A 21,119-nucleotide genomic window follows, 5' to 3' on the forward strand; every position below is an offset into this window, starting at 1 on the left:
TTTAGCAACTCTCACTCTTGATTAATATCAAGCAGTGAAAGAAGAAATCTTATAAAGAGTCTCCCTAGCGAAGTTTTAGAAGCATCAGTCTTCTTATAAAAAGAATAAGAAGAGCCGTTGCAAGAATTTTAAAATCAAGTTCGCTTGCGAAGTGTATATTTCTAAACGTATCACTCTGTGTTGCTTCTTCGCCCAATCTCTGCATGGATATTATTTTTGGCGAATATACGGCGCTAAACATCAAAGCTGAAAACAGCGCAGTTGCGGAACTGCCGAATATTATCGCGTCTCTTTGTCCATTTTTATACATAACCATCTCATACACGGCAATAAAAAAAGCCAAAAAGTATATCCAGTAGCTGAAGCGGTGAAATATCTCACCCATTACTATACCTGCATTGAAGCTATCAAGAGCAGCACTGTTTAAAAGAGTTTCGGTATGAAAAATTACAGGAGCGGCAATCGCACCTAGAACAACAACGGCACCAAGCGTAGCGGCTAACGTGACAAGATAGGCAAAATCTATAAAAATATTTCTTTTCAAAAATTACAACCCTAGTGTAAAGCCCCTGTTAAAACCGCTAAAGTCCTTATAGAACTCTAACTTTTTTAGTTGCTTCTTGTTTAAATAGTTTCGTATTCTATCTTGTTGGTCATAACCTATCTCACAACTAAAAAAGTTAATATTTCTGATTAAGACTTCATCAAGAAGCTCTTTGATTATCTCGTCGCCCACCTCCCCGCCAAAGAGTGCATTTTGAGGTTCGTAAGAGAGATTTGACTCAAGTTTAAAGTCATTTGCAATGTATGGAGGATTTGAAACTAGATAATCTACATGTTCGCTTACGGGCTCTAAAAGCGAGCCGAGTCTAAGCTCGATTCTATCTTGAAGTGAGAATTTTTCTATATTTATTTTTGCTATATTCAAAGCGGCTTCTGAGATGTCAACCGCTATTATCTTTGCGTTTGGAAATGTTTTTGCAAGCATTATGGAGATAATACCGCTCCCCACTCCTACCTCTGCAAAAGTTAAATTTCTATTTTTATCCTCTACATTTTTGATAACTTCATCAATTAATAGTTCAGTCTCAGGGCGCGGAATAAGCGCACCCTCTGAAATGAAGAACTCCTCGCTGTAAAAACTTACCTTCTTGGTTATATACTCAAGCGGCTCATTTTTTGCCCTGCGCGCTGCCCACTCAAAAAGCTTTTCGTAATTATCTACATGTAGGTTTTGATTTGTCAAAAGCCAAAGCTCATCCACGCCCAAATGGTGCATTAAAAGTAGCTGAGCCTCTCTTGGCGCCCTCTCTATGTGAGGATTCAGCGCCAAAGTTATCTCTTTTAAAATATCTTTTACTAGATATCCGCTTGACATGCAGCTCCCAAAGCACTTTTATCGATATCGCCTACATCAACGCCAAGCTCTTTTAATCTCTCTAAAACAGGAGGATGAGTGTAATGAAAAAAGATATAGAGCGGATGTGAGAGCGGAAAACTTCTGTTCTCATTTACCAGTTTTTTAAGAGCGTTTGCAAGCTCTATCGCTCCGCCAGAGCCGCCGAGCTCACTTCCCGTTCTGTCCGCCGCATATTCGTTTTGTCTGCTCACTATTCCCATAATAGGCATCATCAAAAAGCCGAGTACCGGCATAAAAAGAAGCAGCAAAATCATAACAAAATACGGCGAGTTTGTAACTCCAAGTTCGTCGTATATAGAGCTAGGCAGATTTCCAAAGACGGCAAACATCGCAAAAAGCATTCCGCCCACCATCGCTATATTTTTATATATGTCGCCGTGTGCAAAGTGTCCAAGTTCGTGTCCCAAAACAGCTAAAAGCTCTTTTGCAGTAAGTTTTTCTATCAAAGTGTCAAAAAGAACAACTCTCTTAGCTTTACCAAAACCGCCGAAATATGCGTTTAGTCTTGCATCTCTTTTGCTCGCATCGCTAACAAATACGCCTGAGCTTACAAAGCCTGTTCTGTCCATCAAATCTTTTATCTGCGCGTCAAGCTCTTCATTTTGAAGAGGAGTAAGTTTGTCAAAAAACATCGCCCTAAAAGTCGGATATAGCATGTTGATTAAAATAACCACCGCAAAGATAAACACAAAACTCAAGAGCCACCACATCTCAAAAGTTGAGATTATCGCATAGATGCCCCAAACGACCAGAGAGCCGAAAATTAGAGTCATCACAAATGAGATGAGCGTATCTTTTATCCACTGCTTCATGGTTGATTTGTTAAAACCGAACTTCTCGTCCAAAACAAATTTTTCATAGTAGCCAAAAGGCAAAGAGATAATCGAGTTTATAATCAAAAAGCTCATAACGACGGCGATGTTTAAGAGCGCCTCATTTTCAAAATATATGCTATTTTCTAAAAACTTAACTCCAAAACCTATCCAGAGAATAAAAACAATATAGTCAATAAACATACTCGCTATACTCATCTTCTCTTTTGCAACGCTGTAATTTCCGGCTTTTATAAAATCATTGCTTGAGAGAAGAACAGCTTTGCCATTTTTTGCCACATTTACATAGCCTATCTGCATAACGCTCGTATATATAGAGATGAGTATAAAAAGAGTATAAATTCCTATTATTGTCATTAACATGTAACTGCCTTAATTTTTCGCAATTCTAACATTTTTTTTTGATACAATCTTTAAATACTTTAAGGAGCATATGTGAAAACATTTATAAACGGTCTTAGCCTTATTCTGCCGACTGCCTTAGTTTTATATCTGCTTATTTGGATTTTGACGACAACTGAGAATTTTTTTGGCAATCTGATTTTATATCTGCTCCCAAAAGAGTACTACATAACAGGCTTGGGATTTGCAACAGGCATCGCCATCGTATTTTTTGTAGGCTTGCTTCTAAAACTTTGGATTGTTCAAAAAATAAGAGATTTTTTTGAGTCACTTGTCGATAGAATGCCTCTCGTAAACACTCTCTACGGTGCAGTAAAAGACTTTTTAAACTTCTTCTCAAACCTCAAAAACAAAGAAAACAATATGGTAGTTCTTGTCGATACACAATGGATGGATTCCAAAATAATGGGTTTTATAACTTCTGAAGATCTAAAAAGATTCGATTTTTTAGATATGGAGGAACCTGTCGTTGTCTATTTTCAACTAAGTTATCAGATAGGCGGATACTCACTTTTTATTCCTAAAAAAAATATAACTCCAATAAATATGAAAACAGACGAGGCTTTAGGATTTATAATGACAGCTGGAATCTCAAGCAGTAAAAAAAATGAGAACACATGAACAAACTCAAAAATAAAACCGTAGCGTTAGCGCTTGGCGGAGGTTCCGTACTGTGTGCAACGCATGTCGGTGTGCTAAAAGCGCTAGAAGAGTCAAAAGCTGATATAAAAGCCATAGGCGGAACTAGTGCTGGCGGTATCGTTGCAACACTTTATGCTTTTGGAAAGAGCGCCAAAGAGATAGAAAAAATCATTTTAGAGTTTGAGTGGAAAAATCTCTCATCGCTCACACTCTCAAAATTCGCTCTCCTCTCGAACGACAAAATAGGAGAGATGATAAAGCATAACATAGGCAATAAAAATATAGAAGATGCACTTATCCCGCTTTGCATGATTGCAACAGATATCACAACTGGAGAGAAGATTCTTCTAAACAAGGGGAGCGCTGCTGATGCGGTAATGGCCACAACTAGCGTACCTGGGATTTTTGTGCCTGTTGAAATTGACGGCAAGATTTTAGTTGATGGCGGGATTATAGAAAATATACCTCTTAGTTGCATAAATAGCTACCAAGTGGATTATAAGATAGGTGTTGATTTGGTCACTACGCAGTCTTACAGGAAACCCAAAAATGTCATAGAGGTTCTCTACAACAGCTTTACCTTTTTGGTAAAAACAAATAAAAAAATCCAGACTAAAGAAGCTGATATTCTCATACAACCTGACCTCTCCAAATATAACGCGGTAGATTTATCGCAGATGAAGGATCTTGTAAAAATAGGATACGACGAGACAAGGAAAATTATCAGAAATCTATGATTTGCTATTAATGTGATACAATATTTGTAAGACCAAAATGAGGAGTGTTATTATGCAAATGTTGACTAAATATATAAGAGTATCTCTTATAGCAATTGGTTTATTGGCTACTGTTCCTGTTGTTGCTTCGGCACAAAATGGCGGGCGTGATATGCCTAAATTTGAGAGTTTTGATCTGAATAACGATGGTACTCTCACAGAAGTTGAGCTCAATGAGGCAAGAGAAAAAAGAGTTCAAGAGCGCAAAGATGATGGCAGAATGTTAAAAAATGTCAAAGAGCACTATGAGTTTTCAAAAATGGACGCAAACGGCGACGGAGTTGTAGACAAACAGGAGTTTTTGGACCACCAGACCAGAAGAAGCAGATAAAACAAATTTTTTACATGTCATTTTTTTTGACATGTAAAAAACTCTACAAAATATAATCAACAACCTTTGATTCCAATGTTACGCTCTTTATTAGCTCTACCACTTTTAAATGCTCTGGATGAACTGCGTAAGCATCCAAATCCTCTTTGCTTTCAAACGCAGAGTACAAAGAGAGATCAAACGCTCTATCAGAGAGTGTAAAGTTAACACCGACTTCCATTGATTTCAGACTTGGAATAAGCTCTGCCAAAGCATTTAGTCTCTTCGCAATCTCTTTAATATTTGCGCTCTTATTTTCATCACGAAATTTAAACATAACTATATGAACAACCACTTTTTGTCCTTTTTTATAAAATTTTAGCTAAAAAATATGCAAACTACTTTTTAATTCTTAAAAAACAAAGTTTTTCATAGCTTTAGGAGGTTATAGGTACTTTAGTCCCTGCTAATAAAATGAAGTTTCTTTAGAAAACGTACGCGTTCATTTTATTGCGTAACATCAGTAAAAAGTGTAAAATAGCCCAATGAAAAAAATTCTAAGAGAGCTCTACGGCTCGGGCATACTGTTTTTCTACTTTTTTAAATGGCCTTACTTTTTGATATTTCCATATCTTTACAATAATGGTCTTGATAATAACTACTTGTTAAATATTTTATGGTTTTTTACGGCAGGTCTTATTTTCAAAGATTTTTACCACATGTACAAAAACAGCGGCTCTTAAAGATAGTATTTCCAAAAAAACTCCGCAATCATGGCTATTAGAAAAATGCCTGCAAGATTTAGCACTATCCCATACTTTGCCATCTGCGCAACACTTAGAGTTCCGCTGCTCATGGCTATGGCATTTGGCGGCGTAGCGATTGGGAGCATAAAAGCATAACTCGCACAAACAGTTGCCACCATCATAAACAAAACAGCGTCAATTCCGCTCTGCTGTGCCACCGCATATATAATGGGAAGCATCACTGAAATAAGTGCCGTGTTTGATGTAATCTCGGTTGTAAAGGTAACAAGCGCCGCAATACCCAGAATAATCAAAAGAGGCGGAAGGTGAGTCATGGAGACAAGATAAGAAGCAAGCTCGTTTGCAAGACCGCTGACGCTAAAAGCAGTTGCAATCGAAAATCCTGCACCAAATAAAAACATAATCCTAAATGGAATTTTTGATTTGTCATCCATCCACTCTAGTATGCCAAAAGGAGGAGCAAAAAGCAGAAGTCCCGCACCAAGCAGTATAATGTTTTCATTCAGCCCAAGCCCGTTCCAGTAGGGTTTAAACGGCGCATTAAATAGAAGCAGCAAAACAACTCCGCCGATGAGCAGGAGAACTTTTTTCTGCTCAAACAAAAGAGCTCTTTTTTCAGACTCAAACGATATCTCTATGCCTTTAACACCGATGCTAAGAAGAGTTCCGACTACAAAAAACATAGTAAAAACGAGCGGAGCGACCATTACCATCCACTCCAAAAAAGGAATCGGCTCCATCTGATTGTTCTGCATAAGTCCCAGCATTATAAGATTTGGCGCGGTACCTATCGGAGTCAAAATTCCGCCGATGCTTGCTCCATAGGCTATAGAGAGCACAAACCTCATCTTAAGCCTGATATCGTCGGTTATAAATAGAGCTATGGGTATAAGCAAAAGTGTCGTTGTAGTGTTTGAGAGAAGCGAGCTAAGTATGCCAGAGGTAAATATAAGCGAGAATATTATCCCCTTTGGAGTTGATGGAAAAATGGCAAACATCTTCTGGGTTATCCACTTGTGAAGCTCTGTCTTTTCAACTGCAATGGCAATTAAAAAACCTCCAAAAAACAGAAAAACTATCGGATTTGAGTAGTTTGCGGTTGTCTGGGCTGTTGAGAGAATAGAAAAAGATGGAAACAAAACGATAGGAAGCAAAGAGACAACGCCAAGCGGCAAGCCCTCATTTGTCCAAAGAGTTACAAGAAATGCTATAAGCCCAAGAAGAGTTGCTTGTGTCACACTAAAAATAGAGATGGAGATAGTAAAAAAAAGTGCGCCGATTAAAATAGCTACCGCTATTTTTTTAAACTGTTCTTTATCTCTGCTCACTTACTTTCTCCTTGTGTTTTGTCTAACTGAGACTATGAATTGGTAGATTAGGTAGGCTATGGTTATTTTGAAAAGTAATAGTCCAAAATTGATAGGCTCTTTGCTTGTCATTATGGAGAATGGGTTTATTTTGTCGGTTAAGTAATCTGAATTTATATATGATAAAAAATAGAATACTAAAAAATTGGCGAGTAACATTATTTTTAATAATGTCGTTTTAGAAAACAGAAACGACATCATAAACAATGCTGATATAAATGCTAATACATTATTATGATAAAAAGTTGATATACTCATTGAATAAAATAATGCTATATTTAGTATCCACAATATAGGTAAAACCGAATCTTGAGAGTGATTTGAACTTATTGCATGTGCTTTAAATATTAACCAATCAACTATATTTTTACCACTTTTTATATCTTTATCTAACTCTTCTTCCCGCTTTTCCATCTCTAAAGCATAAAATCTATTGGCTTCAATGATATTGTTTTGCTGTTCAAAAGAGTTCTTGATAATTCTAGCCGTTTCACGGTTTGCCATATTGGCTGTCATGTCTAAAAAGTTTGCTTCTTCTTTAAAAATTGAATCTTCAAAATTAACAGTTTTTTTAAAATCAGTTTTTCTAAAAAGAGCTAACTTTGCAAATGTCGTATATTTAAAATTTACATTATTATGAAAAGTTGCTTCTGTAAATACAGAAATATCTTCAAATGTTGTTTTTTCAAAATCTACTTCACTGAAATTTGAACCTCTGAAACTTGCTGAACCATTGACTGTTGAGTTTTTTAAATTTAGCTTTCCAATGTTTTTACAATCTTTAAAAAATAAATGAAATTTGAAAGTTCTATTTATTAAATCTATATCATTTTTATAAAAATGGCATTTGTAAAACTCCATATGATTTTCATAAGGTATGCCTTTATGAAAATGACATTCTTCAAATTTTATTGGTCTGAAAACATTGTATTGACTAAAATCTGCAATATCTAAAAAATGGCATTCTATGAACTCTACATTGTTTAATCCAAAAATATTTATTGAACTTTCTTCATTTGTATCTTCGTAACTACATGTTGAAAAATTACAATAATTATTTTCTTTACAATCCTGAAAAAAAGGAAATATAACACCTTCGTATTTTTTTAGTTCATTTAAAGATAATTCAAGTTGATATTCGTCATTTTCTCTTGGAATATAATAATCAATCCCTCGTATGTCTTTTTGTATTTTTTCCCAAAACAATTTTATTTCGTCTGTAGATTTTGACCAGTCTTTTTTATTATCTTTAATTTCATACCAATTATCTTTTTCACAATGCAAAATACACTTATCTTCTTGCTCAAAACACTCATTTTTGCAATTTTCTACGCTACATGTACTCATCTAATACACCTCATTCCTATGCCCAACACGGACAACTATGATAATAAGTTCTTCATCTCTAACCTGAAAAACAACTCTGTATTGGTTTATGCGTAGTCGAAATTTGCCTTTGTATTCGCCTTTTAGTGCTTTTATATTGTTTTTTAAAATGTCGGGATTTGTTACTAAGAGGAGGAGTTTTTCTTTTATAATTTTTTGAGCTACTATGTCTAACTTGGCGAACTCTTTTTTTGCACTGCTTAAAAAGTTAAGTTCGTACATGTAGCTATAAACCTAACTCTTTAAAAACTTCACTTGCGGGGATGAGTTTCTCTTTTTTGTTTTCAAGATTTTTAAGTCTTTGGTCTGAGAGTTTTTCGTCAAGTGCATCAAAATACATGCTAAGAGCTTTTTCTACTATGTGAGATTTTTTCTCGTTAAGCTCTTCTGAGACGCTGTTTAACTCATCAATAATAAAATCAGAAACAGTAAATGTACTCCTAATCTTGTGCATAATTAACTCCTGTTCATATAATCGTATGAATAATTATACATAAAACATTAGTTGGAAAGCAACCTGTTTATTAGTTTGCAAGAAAATTACTCAAACTGATATGCGGGTCTAAGCCCTCTAACATACTATAGACCTCTCTTGCTATGGGAAGGTAGAGATCTTTCTCTTGAGCTATTTTATAGAGCGCATACGTAGTTCCAATCCCCTCTGCGACCTCTCCAAGCTCTCTTACTATCTCTTCTTTAGATTTGCCCGCAGCTATGCCAAGCCCTACGCGGAAATTTCTGCTCATAGTTGATGATGCTGTTAAAAAAAGGTCCCCTGCTCCGCTAAGCCCAACAAAACTCTCCTCTTTTGCTCCATAAACTTTGCCAAATCTCTGCATCTCTACAAGACCTCTGGATATTAGAGATGCTGCCGCATTTTTGCCAAGACCCAATCCCTCGCAAATACCTGCCGCTATAGCTATAACGTTTTTGTATGCTCCTGCAACCTCGGCACCTGCGACATCGGTAGAAGTGTATGTTTTAATAAATGATGGGAAAAATGAGGCAAATTTCTTGCTTACCTCCTCATTTGTAGAGTTTACGACAAGTGCAGTCGGGAGAGATTTCATAACCTCTGTCGCAAAAGATGGTCCTGAGAGAAAAGCTATATTTTCATTTGGGACATACTCCTCATAAATCTCATTTAAAAACTTACCCGTTGTCGCCTCTATCCCTTTTGCGGCAACCAATATTTTTTGATTGCTATACTTAAAATTCTCTCTCAGCCAAGAAGAAACCTGCTGTGCTGGAATTGCTATAACAAGGTATTGGAGTTTTAAAATCTCATCCAAAGAGACAAAATTTTTCATATCTCTTGGTGTTCTCGAGGTTATATAGACCTCACACTTCTCACTTAGTGCAAAAGCTAAAGCGCTCCCCCATTTACCTGCTCCTATTACGCCAACTTTAGTCACATCCGCCCCCTAATAATTTCTCAAAATCTACTATATCTTTATCATATCCAACCACGACAAATACATCGCCTGTTTTTATCTGATGATGCTTTGCTTTTGACGAGTATATAAACTCTGCGCTTTTGTCTTCTCTGACCACCGAGAGCACAATAACTCCGTGCTCCCTGCTCCAATCTATGTCTGATGGATATAGTCCGTCAAAACTCTCAATACTACTTACTCTTATTTGAGCTATTTTAAGGTTGCTTTTCTCATATAAAATATTGTGTAAAACTTCTGTTATTATAGGCTTTTCAAGCATCTCTACAATAACATTCGCCGTCGTCTGCGTAGTAGGCAGTATTGTGGTTGCTCCTGCCAACAAAAGCTTATCAGCACTCTCCTTGTCCTGTGAGAGTGCGACTATTTTTAGATTTTTAAATGTATCTCTAAGAGAAATTGTTAAAAATATATTCTCCGCCATATCCTCAAGCATGCAAAAAGCAACACACTCATCTATCTCAACGCTTCTTCTTAGCTCATCCCAATTTTCGCTTAAATCGAAAGTTTGTATCTCGTATCCATAGCTCTCTTTTTGCGCCATCTCTTCATCTAAAGCGTAAATATATATCTTTTCGTAGTGAAATTTTATGTTTTTTTCTATCTCAAACGTATAGTCGTTATACCCAAATATTAAAGCAATTTTTTCCATTACTGCTTCCTTTTATGGAGGTTGTTTGTAAACTCTTTTATAAACTGAGTGTTTCCTATAACCAAAAGATAATCCCCAAGCTCTAAAATTGTACTATCTGGCGGATTGAACATAAACTCATTTTCGCTCTTTTTATAAATACCAAGCAATACAACTCTATATTTTTTATTCTCAAGCTCGCCGACTGACGTGAAGCTGTCCAAAATCCTCTCACTGACTACAATCTCTTGCATGTCCACGCCGTTATAGCTAAAACGCAGAGCATGAATTGCCTCAAACGCCACGGGCTTTCCTACAAACTCTCTAGCAACCATCCCGACTAGCTCTTTTTCATAAAAAAGCTCGTTTACACCTGCAAAAACAAGCTTGTTTCTGTTTGCTTTATTTTTTAAAATAGAGAGAATAAACACATCTTTGTTAAAAGAGCGGATTGTCAGCGTAGTATAGACATTTTCCACATCGCTGTGGCTTAAACAGATAATCGCCTTTACTTGAGCCTCGATATTTATGCGAAGTTTTCTATAACTCTCTATGCTTCCAGGGTCATAGTTGAGTGCAAAAAAACCATCTTTTTTTGCCTGCAAAACTTTTTGCAAATTCTCTTCCAAGATGATTACTCTGCTGTTTTGCATAAGCTTTTTTGCAACCTCTTTGGAGACGCTCTCATAGCCGCAGATAAGATAAAACTCTTTTATGCTTGAAATGTCGTTAATCAGTTTTGTATCTTTTATCTCATCTAGTTTTTCCGTAAACGCCGTAACAATAAGTGATGTAGTAAATGAGAAAACGGCAATACCAGCTACAATAACAAACATCGCAACAACTCTTCCCGCTTCAGTTATTGGAGTTATATCGCCGTAACCTACCGTCGATATAGTTACAATCGACCAATACACAGCCTCAAAAAGCGTATTAATAGGAGAAGCGGGGTTATTTGCCTCCATGACGTAGATAAGCACGGATGAGACAAAAACAACGATAGAAGCAAAGACCAAAAGCGTGATGAATTCAAACTTTTTTGCAGATATTACCGATACAAAAACCTGAATACTTTTTGCGTATCTAAATAGTTTAAAGACGCGAAAAAGTATAAAAAGTCTTAGTAGTCTGAGCTGGTGGAAAAACGGAAGAATAGCCAGTAAATCTATGATTGCCTTAAACGAAATAACATATTTTAGTTTAGCATGTAAAATCTTTCGCAAGGCTCTTAAAAACCTAAATTTATCACCAAGCAGAGCGTCATGCTCGCTCTGTTTTATTATTATCTCAGTAACGCTGCTGCTTACCCAGAATCTCAACATATACTCTATAAAAAATATGACTGATATAACATAGTTGTTAAAAAACAAAAACTCATCGTTCACATGCGATTTCACCTCTCTGATGAGGATAAAAACACTTGAGAAAATCAGCGCTATCATAAAGAGGTCAAAAACCTTTTTATATCGATAGTCGCCGTTTTCTAGCAGGTTATAGAAGAAGTGTTTTGTTTTTGTGTAGTTATTTGATGTGTTTATTTTATATGCGGTGTCTATCAGCAGGCGTTTTAGCAAAACTGTTATCCCAGCTTTGCTTTTAAGATGTCATTAACGGTAGCAGGATTTGCACTCCCTTTTGACTCTTTCATAACCTGACCTACAAAGAAGCCAAAAAGCTTATCTTTTCCGCTTTTATACTCTGTAACCTTGTCCCCATTTGCATTTATAACAGCATCGCAGATAGCCTCAATCGCACCCATGTCACTCACCTGCTTAAGCCCTAGAGTCTCAATAGCGCTATCTACATCGCCGCTTTTTTCCATAAGAAAATCAAGAACCTCTTTGGCAGCTTTTCCGCTTATCGTACCGTCTTCTATTCTCTTAACCAAAAGTGCGAGTTTTTTAGCATCAACGGGAGAGTTTGAGATATTAACTTCACCCTTAAATCTTCCAAGAAGCTCTACGGTGAGCCAAGTAAGAGCGTTTTTTGCACTAATACCCTCTTGCATCATGCTCTCAAAGTAGTGAGCCATCTCCACGGCTGAAGTCAATACGCTTGCGTTGTACTCATTTATCCCGTAATCTTTAACAAAACGAGCCATCTTCTCATCCGGTAGTTCAGGGATTTTGCTAAATTCACTCATCATATCGTCAGTTATAACGACCTTAAGCAAATCAGGCTCTGGGAAGTAGCGGTAATCTGCCGCCTCCTCTTTTCCGCGCATAGAACGAGTCTCCTGCTTAACTTGGTCAAAAAGTCTAGTCTCTTGGCAGATATCTCTAGCATAAACGCCATCTTCCCAAGCCTCTATCTGGCGTGCAACTTCAAGCTCTATAGCTCTTTGAATAAATCTAAAACTGTTTATGTTTTTAATCTCGACGCGAGTGTAGAGCTTTTCATCACCTTTTGGGCGGATAGAGACGTTTACGTCAACACGGAAAGAGCCCTCTTGCATGTTCGCATCGCCGATATCTAGGTAGCGAATAATTGAGTGAAGCTTTTTGAGATAAAGCGTAACCTCTTCGGCACTTCTTAAATCAGGCTCGCTTACTATCTCTAAAAGCGGTGTTCCTGCACGGTTTAAATCAACTTTTGAGACAGGTCCGTCATGTATGTTTTTTCCCGCATCCGCTTCAATGTGTGCACGGTTTATGCGAATAATCTTGTGTGAGCCGTCCTCAAAGTCAATACGAAGTTTTCCATGTTCGACAACGGGAGTGTAGAGCTGTGTAATCTGGTAAGCAGATGGACTATCAGGATAAAAGTAACTTTTTCTATCAAAATATGATGTCTGGTTTATCTTAGCGCCAACAGCCGTACCAAACATAACAGACTTGTGAAGCACCTCTTTGTTAAGCACTGGAAGAGCCCCTGGGAGTGCGAGACATGTAGGGCATGTGTTTCTATTTTGTTTGTGGTTAAAGCTCGTAGGACATGAGCAAAAAAGTTTAGTTTTTGTGTTTAGCTGAACGTGGACTTCAAGTCCGATAACTACTTCAAACATAGTTTTCCTTGATAAAAAATTATAATATTGTGTTGGATTTTACCCAATTATGCTTTTATGTTTCATAAAGCGCAAATAATTGTAGGTTTACTTGGTATGTTTAGAGTAGATTTTTTCTAAAAGTTTTGTCTGTTTTTTTGCTTCATAAAGCTTTTCTCTATTTACGGAGAAGGCATCAAGAGCCAAAATAAGAAAAAATGCTATAACGACAAAGAAAATAGTTATAAAGATAGCGAGTGAAAAGCCTAAAAAAGAGAAGAGTTTAAAAGTGATAAGAGCACCAAAGATGATAATCGCCCACGATGCTCCAAACAAAAAGCTAATAATTCTGTCGAATTTCTCTTTTTGCATGGTCTTTAGCCGTTAGTGTTCGTTAACGGCTATCGCTCCGCCAAGGTAAACATACGTAAGCATCATAAAGATGAATGCTTGCAAGAATGCCATAAATGTAAGAAGTGCGAATGGAATCATTGGTAATAACCAAGGAGCAAGCATTAAGATTACCATTAAGAACATATCGTCACCCTTAACGTTACCGAAAAGACGGAAGCTAAGAGATACCAAACGAGAGATGTGAGAAACTATCTCGATTGGGAACATCAACCAGTATAACCACCAAACAGGTCCAAGAAAGTGCTTGAAGTATTTGATAACACCTTGACGGCGGATACCTTCATAGTTGTAGTAAACAAATACGGCAAGCGCCAAAGTAAGAGGCATCTCCAAAAATCCGGTTGGAGCCTCAAAGCCTGGAATGACACCGACTATATTAGCAATACCTACAAACAGTCCGATAGTCGCAACAAGCGGAAGATAACGACGAGCATTCTCTTGACCCATTACATCCGTTCCCATTTTAAGAACGCCTGAGATGTACGCTTCCATTACGTTTTGAGTTCCGGTTGGAACCATTTTTAAGTTTGACATAGCCATCCTGACAAGCACTAAAGCGATACCTGCCGAAAGCAGCATGTGCGTCATGTAGATAAAAGTCTTATCGTGAGAAATTAGACCGAAAAATGTAAACAATTCACCCATAGGTGTACTCCCTGTCTCGTAAAAATTGTGTGATTATAGTAAAGATTTAATTAAACTTTTATAATATCAAAAAATTCTCTACCTTTTTTTGCTCTTTTTGTCTCTTTTTACATCTTTAGCACTGTAGTTTTTCCCTGCTATGCTCTCTAGAAACACAGTTGCGTAAGACCCTTTTGGCATCGTAAAAGAGATATTTAGCATTGTCTCTTTTTTAACATATTTGCAGTCAATATCGCTCGGATAAACAAGAGCTTCACGTCTCTGCCCTTTTTCTTGCAAAAACTCATCATCGTACTTTGCTTCTATCTCCGCCGCATCATATTTGGCGCGAAAAACATCTCTTCCGCAAAGAAGTCCGGTTGGAGTAATCTTCTTTGCCGCGAACTCTTTTGAGGGTATCAGCTTTGGCGTAGAGAGCTTGCCCTCTTTTGACATGTAAACGTCACCGCTAAGAGGCATAAACTCTAAAGAGCCACTCTCTTTAGTGAGCATTATTCTCTCTCTTAGCCACTCGTTAAAATAGTAGCTCTGATAAACAGAAATCAAAAAGCTCTTCAGTTTCGCATCTTCGATGAAAAGCTCGCCCTTTATCATCTCTCTAGATTGCTCAATACTGTCTGCATCACGCCCGAATCTTTGGTATCCAAAATAGTTTGGAAGTCCGCTTTTTGCTATTTTTCTGGCAACTTTCTCTATCTTGCCGGCATCCATCGCATCAAGCTCGTAAAGATTTATGCTAAATCTGTTTCCTGCAAGGTCTCCCATTCTTATGGAGTGAGAGTGCCTTGTGCTGCTTAGTATCTTTATCTGATTGTGATGAAACTTCTTAAGCAGAGCCTCATATTTTGTCTCAACCGAGAGGTACTGTGTTGTTGTCGCGTGTTTGTCTTTAAGCCCGGCGTAGCCTATCTTTTGAGCTGGAATAGCCAAATATTCTGCAAAGATGGCAATCATGTCCCAAGTTGTAAGTTCAACTTTTTGCACTTTTAAAATTAGGTAATTTCCTCTGCCTAAAAACTCTTCTATCGGTATTTCATCAACTACGAAATCCCTCTCGTTTTGATAAAATTTAAAGTCGATATCCTGCGTGGAGTGGAGATACTCTCTATCCAGCTCTTTTATAATTGTAGAAATTTTAGCTCCTTTGAAGCGATTGCTATATCTTTTTTTATAGCTTTTCTTAACTCGTCTAGCGAGTCAAATTTTTTGTTTTCTCTTATGAAGTTGACAAAACTGATGCGCGCCTTCTCTTTGCATGAGACCTCACCGTCAAGTATATGGCTCTCTAGCGCAAAACTTCCGTCCGTCGTCACTCTATACCCCACAAAAGAGACCGATGGATGAAAATGCTCCTCATCGTCTATGCGTGTGAGTGTTGCGTAAACACCCTCTTTTGGCATCAAAAACTCTTTTGCTTCTAAGTTTATAGTTGCATATAGCTCTTTTTTGCCTATGCCCTGACCTGCAACCACTTTGCCTTTGATAGTGTAATTATGCCCTAAAAAAGCGTTAGCTCCGTTAATATCTCCGATTTGAAGCTTCGCTCTTATCTTATGAGAGTGAACGGAATCGCCGTGAAGTGAGACCTCATCTATTACGACTACTTCACCCTCAAAGAGAGTTTTTAGGTCATTAAAGGAGTATTTTCTGTTTTTCCCAAAGTGAAAATCGTACCCGACCACAATTTTCTTCAGTTTTGGAAACTTCTCTTTTAAAAAAGCTATAAACTCCTCTCCGCTTAAGTGACGGATATCATCAAGTTTAAGATAGAGAAAAGGAAAGTGCGAAAAGTGCTCACGCTCTTTTTTTGGGGTAAGGTTTGCATAACCAGTCTCTATAACGACGATAGTGCTATTCTCATCCAGTGCTCCAAAAAGCTGCTGATGCCCGACGTGCATACCGTCAAAGCCGCCTATTGCTATGGATGTGCTGTTTTTCAAATCTTTTTCCTCTCGATTAAAATAGCTTCTTTTTTTTTATGCAGAATTCTATCAAAAAGGTCTATATTTTATCATTAAAGGTATTTTGCGTTTTATTTCTATACCACTTTTTAAGCCCGTACAAGCTTATCAATATCCAAAAAAACTCTATGATAAAAGAGGCAAGGTTCCAGTTGTACAAGAGTGAATAGACAATAAGCAGCGCGCCTAAGAAGTTAAGAAACGAGTACAAAAAGCCTTTTGAGTCTATTTTTTCACTCTGCAACAAAAAATATGTTACCAAAACCATTGCTACACCTACGATACCGACGACATCTACTGCGAAACTGTTCATTTATTTTCTCCGTGGTTTGTTTGTTAATTTGTTTTTTCTCGTTCCAATGCTCTAGCGTTGGAATGCATATTGCAGCCATAAAAACTCAAGTATGCATTACCATCGTAGACGATTGTAACGAGAATTATTTCTTTTTTTCATTATCTTCAAGTAAATTTTTTTGCGTTTTTGCTTGTCACTACTTTTTTACCTGTTTTGGCTTCAAGTTCAGCTCGTGCGACTTTTGCTACGTTGCCGCCTTGTTTGGCTACATCTTTGCTCTCTTCAAAGCTTTTAGGATTTATCGCTTCTGAGATGTCTTTGGTAGAAGCTTCCGCCAACATATTTAAAATCAGCTCCGTATTTGTCATATTATCCCGCAAGTTCTCTTTTTTGAGACCTTTTAAGACTTTGTACTCTTTTGTTGTTTTATCTGCCCAAGTTTTTGTAATAATATCTGTAAGTGTCGCGAACCCTGTTCCCTCTCGCACTCCTACTCTATTCCACTCATCTGTCAGCTCTTTTCGTATTTCGATGCTTTTTAGCCTTTGATTTATCCAGTTTTGGCTATATCCGAGTTCCAAATACTGTTTCAATGCTCTATCTATGGTAAGTTCAGGGTCGCTCATCTCCTCAATACGCTCACTTGCCACCTTTGCCAGCCAAAGCTTAAAAGGCTCTGCTTTTGGTGAGGGGATAGACTGGATAAGCCTAAAAAGCTGCTCAGTATCGGCTACATCCGTTTTATAATATTTCCCATCAGGTGATTTCATTTTCAGTTGACTACAATTTGTAGCCAACTCACTTCCCTCAGCTTTTAGTCGTGTTTTTAAAACACTCCAATATTTTCTAGGATTTACACTTTCCGTAAGTATCTCTACGACATCAACGACAGAGATATACCATTTCTCTTGCTCTTCATCCCAGAGAGTTCTTACTTTTTTATCTTCAAAAAGTTTGATAGATTCATGCGGTTTCATCAGTTTTGCCTTTTATAATCATTTCAAACATTATAACTTTTGGGATAAGCCAACTCAAAAAATATTGCAATTTGTTATATTTTATCTAAAATCTATTTCTCAAAAAAGTAACAGTACTCCAAATTCCCCTCTTTTCCCGTAAGTTTTGAAGGCGATTTTAAAAGCAGCTTCCACCCTTTTATCTTGCAGGCATCCTCAAACTTTATCATGGCGCCGAGAATTGCTTTTTCATCCGTAACAACACCGTTTCTGTCTCTTTTTGCCTCGCGTCCGACTTCAAACTGCGGTTTAAAAAGCAGGATAATTTTGTCATTTGAGAGTCTATCAACATCGTCCAAGATGTAAAGCAGAGAGATAAAAGCTACATCGCTTACTACTATGTCAAACTTTTCGTCGCTCTCAAACTCTCTTATGTCGCAACCCTCGTATGAGTGGACTCTCTCATCGTTTTTCAGGCTTACATGTAGCTGTTCACGACCTACATCTACGGCAGTAACTTCTTTTGCTCCGCACTCTAGCAAAACCTGCGTGAAACCACCGGTTGAAGAGCCGATGTCTAGCGCACTCATCCCTTTTACATCAAGAGAGAGTTCATCCAAAAAAGCGCTCAATTTAAAAGCTGCACGCGATACATACTCTTTATGCTCTTTAACCGCTACTTTGTCGCTATCTTTTAGAGCATATGAACTCTTGATAATCTGCTCGCCGTTTACGCTTACAAATCCCTCTTTGATGAGTGTCTGCGCTTTGTTTCTGCTCTCGCACAAACCATTTTCTACCAGATAGTTATCAAGCCTGCTCAATTTTTTCTCTCATCTCTTGCTCGCTAAGAACCGCGACGCCCAGAGCGACTGCTTTGTCATATTTGCTTCCCGCATCTTCACCGTAGATGACAAAGTCCGTCTTTTTGGAAACGGAACTCACCACCTTTGCACCTAAAGCTTCCAGCATCTCTTTTATAACGTCTCTTGACTCGCTCATGCTTCCGGTAAGAACAACGCTCTTGCCCTTAAACGGGTTCTCTTTTGCCTCTTCTCTTTGAAGCGGTTCAAGCGGACGCAAAATCTCTTGGAGTTTTAAAATCGTCTCTCTGTTTACTCTGACAAACTCCAAAACGGACTCCGCCATCTCCTCTCCAAAGCCGTCAAGCGCGACCAGTTCATCTTTAGAAGCATCCACAAATGAGCTTCCAAAACGAGCACTCAGAGTTTTAGACGCCACCTCTCCGATATGCTCAATCCCCAAAGAGTTTACAAACCGCCGGTAGTCACACCCCTTTGCGGCCTCAAGCGAATCAAGCAGATTTTGCGCCTTTTTCTCTTTGAAACCCTCTAAAGTTAAGAGCTTCTCCAAAGTCAAATCAAACAAATCAATAACGCTCTTCACAAAACCTGATTCAAAAAGTGCCTCCACTATTTTTACTCCCAAACCGTCGATATTTAGACACGGTTTTGAGGCAAAATAGATGATGGAGTTGATAACTCTTGCTTCACATTTGAGATTTTGACACTTTAGAAGCACGCCCTCATCCAAAAGCTCGCTGCCGCAAACAGGACAAGTTGTCGGTCGCTCAAATTTCTCTTCGCTTCCGTCTCTATCATGAGTTAAAACTTTTATGATTTTTGGTATAACATCGCCGCTTCTAAGGATGATAACCTTATCATTTATGCGGATATCTTTTCTATCTATCTCATCAAAATTGTGCAGAGTTGCCCGCTCGACTATAACGCCGTCGATATTTGTCGGTTCGACGATTGCAACGGGAGTAACCGCACCCGTGCGTCCAACCTGAAGCACTATTTCCTTTAAAGTCGTTATCTTCTCAACTGCGGGAAATTTATAGGCAACCGAAAAACGCGGATTTTTAACCGTATAACCCATATCTATCTGTGCGGCTATTTCGTTGACTTTTATAACCATGCCATCAAGCATCATCGCATAGCTGTCTCGGTTTTTGTTCATCTCTTCATATACGGCTTGAATCTCGTCAAAATCTTTACATGTAGCTCGAAGCGGCGGTTTTTTAAAGCCAAGAGAGTAGATGTATTCCATCTTTTCGCTCAGAAGTTTATGCTCCAGTCTGTTTTCTCCGACACCGTAAGTCAAAAAGACAAGATTTCTTGAAGCGGTAATAGCAGAATCAAGCTGTCTTAGGCTTCCTGCCGCGGCATTTCTCGGGTTTGCAAAAACTGCCTCGCCCTTTGCGGCTCTCTCTTGGTTGATGCGCTCAAACTCATCTTTGTAAAGCACGACCTCGCCGCGAATCTCGATGCGCTCTTTATGCTCTATGGTTAGCGGGATTGAGCGGATAGTTTTTACGTTTTGCGTTATCAGCTCGCCCACACTTCCGTCTCCGCGGGTTATGCCTTGAGACAACTTGCCATCTTCATAGATAAGGTTTAGGCTTGCTCCGTCATACTTCGGTTCGCAGTAAAATGTTATGTTTTTATCTAGTTTGTAAGTTTTTATAAGCCACTTTTGCAGTCCGTCACTGTCAAAAACATCTTCCAAACTCCACATACGGCTAAGATGAGGAGCTTTTAAAAATCCCTCCGAGACCGTGTCACCTACTCTTTGCGTGGGTGAAGAGGGCAAAATATCCTCCACATGGTGCTCTTCATACTCCAAAACTTCATGGTAAAGCTTGTCATAAACCTCATCGGTTGTTATCGGGTCATCAAGTACATAGTAATGGTATGAGTAGAGATTAAGAAGCTCTACCGCTTTTATATATTGTTCTTTATTCATGGGCAAAATTTTATCAAAATCTTCTTAAATTGATAACTAGAACAAGCCATTCGTTTTAAACTTGATTATAGTCAATGATAATAAATATTATAATCAGTAATATACAGAGCCACTTTCAAATTCCCAAAAACACCTCTGAATTTAAGGTTCTTGAAAGTTTAAAAAAGGCTCATTAAAGCCGAGTTTTCTGATGTTTTAAGTAAAATTCTTTTGCAAACAACATACCAAAAACAAGAGAAACTCAGTGACAAAAATTATACCATTCTTATCAAAAATGTGGCTTAAAATTACAAATCTTGAAAACTCACTTTTTCCAGAGTTGCAAGCATCTTTAGGAGTACTCAGCTCTAAAGAAGAGAAACTTATTAAGATTTTAGATTTTGCAGAAATAGAACAATTTATTCACGATACACATGTAACAAATATCCCAAAAGACAGAGTCCCGTTTGCTCGAGCTTTTATTGCCAAAAGTGTTTATAATCTTCAAACAACAAGTGATCTTATAGACAGACTCAAAATTGATAGAACACTCAGAGTTCTTTGTGGATGGAGATATGCAACCGATATTCCAAGCGAATCTACATTTAGCAGGGCATTTAAAGAGTTTAGCGAGATAAATTTAGCTGCAAAGACCCATGATAAGTTTATAAGGGAGTATCTCAGTGACACCATCTTTCTTTACAACGCAAGTGATGCCACTAAAATACCGCTACGCCAAAAGCCTCTTAAAGTTGAAAAAGAAGAGAAGCCTAAAAAGAAAAGAGGCAGACCAAGAAAAGGCGAGAAGAGAGAGCCTCTCAAACCTACAATATTGACACAACAAAAAGATATGAAAACCACAGAGGAGATGCTATCTCTTGTGTCAACAGAGTGTGGAGTCGGTATAAAACAGAACTCCAAAGGCAACCGTGAAATATGGATAGGCGGTAAGCTTCATATCAGTGCAGTAGATGGAGATATACCCATAACAGCCATATACTCAGGTGCATATAACGGTTTATCCGGACACCTCTGTCGGTTTCATTCGGACAGTTGAAGAAGAGATATTTTCTGTGGCGATATTTTAGCATAAGTGTCCGAATGATTTTTTATTTCTCTTGGATTTTTT

25 protein-coding genes are annotated in these 21,119 nt (G+C 37.9%); 5 read left to right on the forward strand and 20 right to left on the reverse strand.

Going from position 1 to position 21,119, the window contains the following annotated elements:
• Positions 1–64 precede the first annotated feature (64 nt).
• The 3 genes from K0A91_RS06715 to K0A91_RS06725 are packed head-to-tail and all read right to left on the reverse strand — an operon-like array spanning position 65 to position 2,616.
• On the reverse strand, positions 65–544 hold the full coding sequence (locus K0A91_RS06715) for a DUF4149 domain-containing protein (RefSeq protein WP_295009257.1): 480 nt from the start codon (positions 542–544) through the stop codon (positions 65–67).
• A 3-nt stretch (positions 545–547) separates the two neighbouring features.
• Positions 548–1,378, reverse strand: a complete 831-nt coding sequence (prmC, locus tag K0A91_RS06720) for a peptide chain release factor N(5)-glutamine methyltransferase (protein WP_295009259.1) — start codon at positions 1,376–1,378, stop codon at positions 548–550.
• Positions 1,360–2,616 carry a M48 family metallopeptidase gene (locus K0A91_RS06725; RefSeq protein ID WP_295009261.1) on the reverse strand — a complete coding sequence of 419 codons (1,257 nt, stop codon included), beginning with the start codon at positions 2,614–2,616 and terminating at the stop codon, positions 1,360–1,362. Before K0A91_RS06725 ends, prmC begins: the two co-directional genes overlap by 19 nt.
• Before the next feature lie 72 nt (positions 2,617–2,688).
• Here K0A91_RS06725 and K0A91_RS06730 point away from each other — a divergent pair, with 72 nt between their 5' ends.
• From K0A91_RS06730 to K0A91_RS06740, 3 genes are read left to right on the forward strand one after another with little or no spacing between them, the layout of a single operon-like run.
• Entirely contained in the window at positions 2,689–3,276 is a 588-nt protein-coding gene (locus K0A91_RS06730) for a DUF502 domain-containing protein (RefSeq protein WP_295009263.1), read from the forward strand.
• Positions 3,273–4,034: a patatin-like phospholipase family protein gene (locus K0A91_RS06735; protein WP_295009264.1), complete on the forward strand. Its 762-nt coding sequence runs from the start codon at positions 3,273–3,275 to the stop codon at positions 4,032–4,034. Before K0A91_RS06730 ends, K0A91_RS06735 begins: the two co-directional genes overlap by 4 nt.
• Before the next feature lie 52 nt (positions 4,035–4,086).
• Complete coding sequence (locus K0A91_RS06740; RefSeq protein ID WP_295009266.1) at positions 4,087–4,404, forward strand: EF-hand domain-containing protein; 318 nt, start codon at positions 4,087–4,089, stop codon at positions 4,402–4,404.
• 43 nt (positions 4,405–4,447) lie between these two features.
• Here K0A91_RS06740 and K0A91_RS06745 read toward each other — a convergent pair whose 3' ends face one another.
• On the reverse strand, positions 4,448–4,738 hold the full coding sequence (locus K0A91_RS06745; protein WP_295009268.1) for a Dabb family protein: 291 nt from the start codon (positions 4,736–4,738) through the stop codon (positions 4,448–4,450).
• 190 nt (positions 4,739–4,928) lie between these two features.
• Between K0A91_RS06745 and K0A91_RS06750 the strand changes: the two genes are divergently transcribed.
• Positions 4,929–5,126 carry a hypothetical protein gene (locus K0A91_RS06750; RefSeq protein WP_295009270.1) on the forward strand — a complete coding sequence of 66 codons (198 nt, stop codon included), beginning with the start codon at positions 4,929–4,931 and terminating at the stop codon, positions 5,124–5,126.
• On the opposite strand, the gene K0A91_RS06755 is transcribed toward K0A91_RS06750, so the two are convergent.
• The 16 genes from K0A91_RS06755 to ligA all read right to left on the reverse strand — a co-directional run bounded on the left by K0A91_RS06755 (position 5,123) and on the right by ligA (position 20,011).
• The gene (locus K0A91_RS06755; RefSeq protein WP_295009272.1) at positions 5,123–6,478 is read right to left on the reverse strand and encodes an SLC13 family permease; all 1,356 of its coding nucleotides are present in this window, start codon (positions 6,476–6,478) and stop codon (positions 5,123–5,125) included. The two genes, K0A91_RS06750 and K0A91_RS06755, sit on opposite strands and share 4 nt — an antisense overlap.
• Positions 6,479–7,864, reverse strand: a complete 1,386-nt coding sequence (locus K0A91_RS06760; protein ID WP_295009274.1) for a pentapeptide repeat-containing protein — start codon at positions 7,862–7,864, stop codon at positions 6,479–6,481. It lies immediately after the preceding gene.
• Entirely contained in the window at positions 7,865–8,125 is a 261-nt protein-coding gene (locus tag K0A91_RS06765) for a type II toxin-antitoxin system RelE/ParE family toxin (protein WP_295009276.1), read from the reverse strand.
• 4 nt (positions 8,126–8,129) lie between these two features.
• Entirely contained in the window at positions 8,130–8,357 is a 228-nt protein-coding gene (locus tag K0A91_RS06770) for a CopG family transcriptional regulator (protein ID WP_295009278.1), read from the reverse strand.
• Positions 8,358–8,427: 70 nt separating this feature from the next.
• The gene (locus K0A91_RS06775) at positions 8,428–9,318 is read right to left on the reverse strand and encodes an NAD(P)H-dependent glycerol-3-phosphate dehydrogenase (protein ID WP_295009280.1); all 891 of its coding nucleotides are present in this window, start codon (positions 9,316–9,318) and stop codon (positions 8,428–8,430) included.
• The gene (locus tag K0A91_RS06780) at positions 9,311–10,009 is read right to left on the reverse strand and encodes an NAD-binding protein (RefSeq protein ID WP_295009282.1); all 699 of its coding nucleotides are present in this window, start codon (positions 10,007–10,009) and stop codon (positions 9,311–9,313) included. The genes K0A91_RS06775 and K0A91_RS06780 overlap by 8 nt, the downstream gene beginning before the upstream one ends.
• Entirely contained in the window at positions 10,009–11,562 is a 1,554-nt protein-coding gene (locus K0A91_RS06785) for an ion transporter (protein ID WP_295009284.1), read from the reverse strand. The genes K0A91_RS06780 and K0A91_RS06785 overlap by 1 nt, the downstream gene beginning before the upstream one ends.
• A gap of 5 nt (positions 11,563–11,567) precedes the next feature.
• A complete protein-coding gene (gatB, locus tag K0A91_RS06790; protein WP_295009286.1) occupies positions 11,568–12,992 on the reverse strand; it encodes an Asp-tRNA(Asn)/Glu-tRNA(Gln) amidotransferase subunit GatB in 1,425 nt (474 codons plus the stop codon).
• Between the two features lie 87 nt (positions 12,993–13,079).
• Positions 13,080–13,343 (reverse strand): hypothetical protein, encoded by a 264-nt coding sequence (locus K0A91_RS06795; RefSeq protein WP_295009288.1) that lies wholly within the window; start codon positions 13,341–13,343, stop codon positions 13,080–13,082.
• Positions 13,344–13,355: 12 nt separating this feature from the next.
• Positions 13,356–14,030: a F0F1 ATP synthase subunit A gene (locus K0A91_RS06800; RefSeq protein WP_295009290.1), complete on the reverse strand. Its 675-nt coding sequence runs from the start codon at positions 14,028–14,030 to the stop codon at positions 13,356–13,358.
• 78 nt (positions 14,031–14,108) lie between these two features.
• Positions 14,109–15,164, reverse strand: a complete 1,056-nt coding sequence (locus K0A91_RS06805; RefSeq protein WP_366511627.1) for a tRNA pseudouridine(13) synthase TruD — start codon at positions 15,162–15,164, stop codon at positions 14,109–14,111.
• Positions 15,149–15,970, reverse strand: a complete 822-nt coding sequence (locus K0A91_RS06810) for a bifunctional riboflavin kinase/FAD synthetase (protein WP_295009292.1) — start codon at positions 15,968–15,970, stop codon at positions 15,149–15,151. Before K0A91_RS06810 ends, K0A91_RS06805 begins: the two co-directional genes overlap by 16 nt.
• 61 nt (positions 15,971–16,031) lie before the next feature.
• Positions 16,032–16,304 (reverse strand): hypothetical protein, encoded by a 273-nt coding sequence (locus K0A91_RS06815; protein ID WP_295009294.1) that lies wholly within the window; start codon positions 16,302–16,304, stop codon positions 16,032–16,034.
• Positions 16,305–16,450: 146 nt separating this feature from the next.
• Positions 16,451–17,263 carry a Bro-N domain-containing protein gene (locus K0A91_RS06820; RefSeq protein ID WP_295009296.1) on the reverse strand — a complete coding sequence of 271 codons (813 nt, stop codon included), beginning with the start codon at positions 17,261–17,263 and terminating at the stop codon, positions 16,451–16,453.
• A 92-nt stretch (positions 17,264–17,355) separates the two neighbouring features.
• Entirely contained in the window at positions 17,356–18,066 is a 711-nt protein-coding gene (locus K0A91_RS06825; protein ID WP_295009297.1) for a TlyA family RNA methyltransferase, read from the reverse strand.
• Entirely contained in the window at positions 18,053–20,011 is a 1,959-nt protein-coding gene (gene ligA / locus K0A91_RS06830) for an NAD-dependent DNA ligase LigA (protein ID WP_295009299.1), read from the reverse strand. The genes K0A91_RS06825 and ligA overlap by 14 nt, the downstream gene beginning before the upstream one ends.
• Before the next feature lie 244 nt (positions 20,012–20,255).
• Here ligA and K0A91_RS06835 point away from each other — a divergent pair, with 244 nt between their 5' ends.
• A complete protein-coding gene (locus tag K0A91_RS06835) occupies positions 20,256–21,047 on the forward strand; it encodes a transposase (protein ID WP_295009301.1) in 792 nt (263 codons plus the stop codon).
• The last annotated feature ends 72 nt before the right edge of the window (positions 21,048–21,119 follow it).

The organism is Sulfurimonas sp., from assembly GCF_019429335.1.
GTDB lineage: Bacteria > Campylobacterota > Campylobacteria > Campylobacterales > Sulfurimonadaceae > Sulfurimonas.